We start from the raw sequence: 4,245 nt of genomic DNA on the forward strand, positions 1-4,245 counted from the left end.
AGCTGGCCTACTCGGCCAAGAACCGCTCGGCCTCGATCCGCATCCCGTACGTCGCCAATCCGAAGGGCCGCCGCGTCGAAGCGCGTTTCCCGGATCCGCTGATGAACCCGTACCTGGGCTTCGCCGCGCTGCTGATGGCCGGCCTGGACGGTGTCGAGAACAAGATCCACCCGGGCGAAGCCGCCACGAAGGATCTGTACCACCTGCCGCCGGAAGAAGACGCGCTGATCCCGACCGTGTGCTCGAGCCTCGAGCAGGCGCTGGAGTATCTGGACAAGGGCCGTGCGTTCCTGACCAAGGGTGGCGTGTTCACCGACTCGTACATCGACGCGTACATCGATCTGAAGATGCAGGAAGTGCAGCGCATGCGCATGACCACGCACCCGATCGAGTTCGACATGTACTACACCCTGTGATCTGATCGCCGATCAGACCGGAGTGCATGAAAGGCGGCCTGCGGGTCGCCTTTTTTATGGTCCATACTGCGGCGCGATGAGCACGATCTTCCTTCCACGCATCCTGCGCACGACGATGGCAATGGCCCTGGTGGCGGGTGCGGCTGCGGCCAGCGCCCAGGAACGCCCGGTCTACCGCTGCCCCGGCAACCTCTATACCGACCAGTACAGCCCCAAGGAAGCTGCCGAGCTGGGCTGCAAGATGCTGGACGGGGCGCCGGTGACGGTGGTGCAGTCGCCTGTGCGGCGTCCTGCCAGCGGAGGCGGTGGGGAGGGCGGAGCGGCCCGGTCGGCCAGTGGTGCCGCACCTGCTGCACGGGCCAGCGGCGACATGCGGGTCGATCCAGCCCAGCAGCGCGCCCGCGACAGCGATGCCCGGCGCATCCTCGAAGCCGAACTGCGCAAGGAGGAGGAGCGGCTCGCCGCGCTGCAGAAGGACTTCAACCAAGGCGAGCCCGAGCGCCGCGGCGACGAGCGCAACTACGCGCGCTACCAGGAGCGGGTGGCCGAGATGAAGTCGTCCCTCGCCCGCAAGGAAGCCGACATCGCCGCGCTCAAGCGCGAACTCGCCAAGCTGCCCGCCCCATGAACCTGACGCGCACCCATGCCCATGCCTTCGATGCGTTCGACCACCTCGCCACGATGGTGGCCGTGCTGCGCCGCGATGGCCGCTGCGTCTACGTGAATGCCGCGTTCGAGAGCGTGCTCGGCCTGCCGCGGCGGGCGCTGCAGCGCGGACGGGTGTTCGACTGGTTCGTCGATCCGGCGACGCTGAAGGTCACCTTCGATGCGGTGGTCGCCAACGAGTTCGCCACTGCGCGGCTGGAGGCGCTGCTGCGCCGCCCACCCGGCGCTGCCTCGACCGAGCCGCTGCCGGTGCACGCCATCGTCACCCAGATCGACCATGGCGAGCAGGTGCTGCTGGAGCTGGTCGAGATCGAGCAGCAGACCCGCCAGGACCGCGAGACCCGCACGCTCGACCAGGCCCGCATCACCAAGGAACTCATCCGCAACCTCGCCCACGAGATCAAGAATCCGCTGGGTGGCATCCGCGGTGCGGCACAGCTGCTGGAGATGGACCTGGAGAGCAAGGCACTGCGCGAGTACACCCAGGTCATCATCCACGAGGCCGATCGCCTCCAGGCGCTGGTGGACCGGCTGCTCGCGCCGCACCGGCGGCCGCACATGGTCACGGACGTCAACATCCACGAGGTGCTGGAGCGGGTGCGGGCGCTGATCCTGGCTGAATTTCCCAAGGGACTCACCGTGCAGCGCGACTACGACATCTCGCTGCCCGAGTTCCGTGGCGATGGCGAGCAACTGATCCAGGCGGTGCTCAACATCGTCCACAACGCGGCGCAGGCGCTGGCCACGCGGCGGCAGGACGATGGCGATGCCCGCATCGTGCTGCGCACCCGGGCGGCACGGCAGGTGACGATCGGACGCCAGCGCTACCGGCTGGCACTGGACTTGCATATCGAAGACAACGGACCCGGCGTGCCGCCCGAGATCCGTGATCGCATCTTCTTCCCGCTGGTCTCTGGTCGGGATGGCGGTTCGGGTCTCGGACTGACGCTGGCACAGGATTTCATCCAGCAGCACCACGGCCTGATCGAATGCGAGAGCGAACCCGGGTGCACGCTGTTCAAGATTCAGATTCCGCTGCCCTGACCCCTGTGGCGCCTGCGCTGGCGGGGTCCGGGCTCCGAACCGACCTGCTGACAGGCTGACAGGCATTGCATGAAACCCATCTGGATCGTTGACGACGACCAATCCATCCGCTTCGTGCTGGAGAAGGCACTGGCCCGCGAGGAGCTGCCCGTGCGCAGCTTCACCAACGCGCGCGACGTGCTGACGGCGCTGGAGGACGATGCCCCGCAGGTGCTGGTGAGCGACATCCGGATGCCCGGCGGCACCGGCATTGATCTGCTCGCCAAGGTCAAGGCGCGCCACCCCGGCCTGCCCGTGATCATCATGACGGCGTATTCCGACCTGGACAGCGCCGTGTCGGCCTTCCAGAGCGGTGCCTTCGAGTACCTGCCCAAGCCCTTCGACCTGCCCAAGGCGGTGGCACTGATCCGCCGTGCGGTGGACGAGAGCCTGCGCGAGGAAAGCGTGGACGAGGCCACCGCCGACGTGCCCGAGATGCTCGGCCAGGCGCCGGCGATGCAGGATGTCTTCCGTGCCATCGGCCGGCTCAGCCAGAGCAACGTCACGGTGCTGATCACCGGTGAATCCGGCTCGGGCAAGGAGCTGGTGGCGCGGGCGCTGCACAAGCACAGCCTGCGTGCAGGCGGGCCGTTCGTCGCGATCAACACCGCCGCGATCCCCAAGGACCTGCTGGAAAGCGAACTCTTCGGCCACGAGCGCGGTGCCTTCACCGGTGCGCAGGCCACCCGCCGCGGCCGCTTCGAGCAGGCCGAAGGCGGCACGCTCTTCCTCGACGAGATCGGCGACATGCCCTTCGACCTGCAGACCCGGTTGCTGCGGGTGCTGTCGGACGGCCAGTTCTACCGTGTCGGCGGGCACCAGCCACTGAAGTCGAACGTGCGGGTCATCGCCGCGACCCACCAGAACCTGGAGACGCGGGTGCGCGACGGCGTGTTCCGCGAGGATCTGTTCCACCGCCTGAACGTGATCCGTCTGCGCCTGCCGGCTCTGCGCGAGCGGCGCGAGGACATTCCTGCGCTGGCCCGGCACTTCATGCAGCGCAGTGCGAAGGAGCTGGGCGTCGAGTCCAAGCGCCTGTCCGATCTGGCGCTGCAGCAGATCGCGCTGTTCGACTTCCCCGGCAACGTGCGGCAGCTCGAAAACCTCTGCCACTGGCTGACCGTGATGGCGCCGGCGCAGACCATCGATCCCAAGGACTTGCCGCCCGAGATCCAGGAGCATGTCCTGGCCATGGCGGGCCAGCGCCCTGCACTGGCGCCGGTCGCTGCGGTGTCGCCGTCGGCATCCGCTGGCCAGTCCACGCCGGCCATGGGGTCTGTGGGCGTCGGTCTGCCCACGGGGTCTGTGCCGCTGCGCGAGGCATCGGCCCCGCCGGTCGACACCTGGCTCGACGATCTGGAACGCGAAGCCCGTGGGCTGCTGGAACAGGGCCACCCGCAGGTCTGGGACGATCTGACCCGGCTCTTCGAGGGCCGCCTGATCCAGACCGCGCTTGCCATCACCAAGGGCCGGCGCATCGAGGCCGCGCACAAGCTGGGCATCGGGCGCAACACGATCACCCGCAAGATCCAGGAACTCGGTCTGGATTGAGCCTGCGGGGTTTGACCTGCCTCAACAGTCGGGCGGACAACTTGGGTGACAGTGCAGGCGGGTTCTTTCCCTCTTGCTCACTTCGACTTGCACTGATTGCCGCTCATGGAGATGTACCCCCCTCTCGCAGGGCCTTGGCCCCGACCTCGGCGTCGCCTCGCCGGAGCGCCTCCGGCTGCGGCCGACCCGGCGCCTTGGCTGCGGGTGCTGTCTGCGTCGACGCTGGCGCCGGCTGATGTGGATCTGCTGATGCACCTGGCACGCCGCCGCGTGGTGGCCGCAGGTGATGCGGTGCTCGACCGCAGCACGCCGGCACATGCGCTGGTGCTGCTGCTGTCCGGGGATGTGGTGCTCGGCTCCCGTGCGGCGGATGGATGCCTGCGCACCGAGCGCAGCGTGACTGGTCCGGCGTGGCTGGACGTCAGTGCTGCCTGGCTTGGCCAGCCGTACGCGATGGAAGCACAGGCGCTGTCGGACGTGGTCGTCGCCGATCTGCCGCTGGATGCTGTCCGCGACCAGATGTCGATCC

The 4,245-nt window shown here is 68.0% G+C and carries 4 protein-coding genes and 1 pseudogene; all 5 read left to right on the plus strand.

What is annotated here, in order from left to right:
- Nucleotides 1-416: pseudogene (gene glnA / locus AB3X43_RS00965) on the plus strand (glutamine synthetase); the annotation flags it as partial.
- A gap of 76 nt (nucleotides 417-492) precedes the next feature.
- The gene (locus AB3X43_RS00970; RefSeq protein ID WP_369428027.1) at nucleotides 493-1,044 is read left to right on the plus strand and encodes a hypothetical protein; all 552 of its coding nucleotides are present in this window, start codon (nucleotides 493-495) and stop codon (nucleotides 1,042-1,044) included.
- On the plus strand, nucleotides 1,041-2,126 hold the full coding sequence (glnL, locus tag AB3X43_RS00975) for a nitrogen regulation protein NR(II) (protein WP_369428028.1): 1,086 nt from the start codon (nucleotides 1,041-1,043) through the stop codon (nucleotides 2,124-2,126). Before AB3X43_RS00970 ends, glnL begins: the two co-directional genes overlap by 4 nt.
- A gap of 69 nt (nucleotides 2,127-2,195) precedes the next feature.
- Nucleotides 2,196-3,716, plus strand: coding sequence for a nitrogen regulation protein NR(I) (ntrC, locus tag AB3X43_RS00980; protein WP_369428029.1), 1,521 nt, complete (start codon nucleotides 2,196-2,198; stop codon nucleotides 3,714-3,716).
- A 249-nt stretch (nucleotides 3,717-3,965) separates the two neighbouring features.
- Nucleotides 3,966-4,245, plus strand: a 280-nt coding sequence (locus tag AB3X43_RS00985; RefSeq protein ID WP_369428030.1) for a cyclic nucleotide-binding domain-containing protein, incomplete at its 3' end; no start/stop codon positions are given.

It is taken from the genome of Sphaerotilus sp., assembly GCF_041083715.1.
Taxonomy (GTDB): domain Bacteria; phylum Pseudomonadota; class Gammaproteobacteria; order Burkholderiales; family Burkholderiaceae_C; genus Sphaerotilus.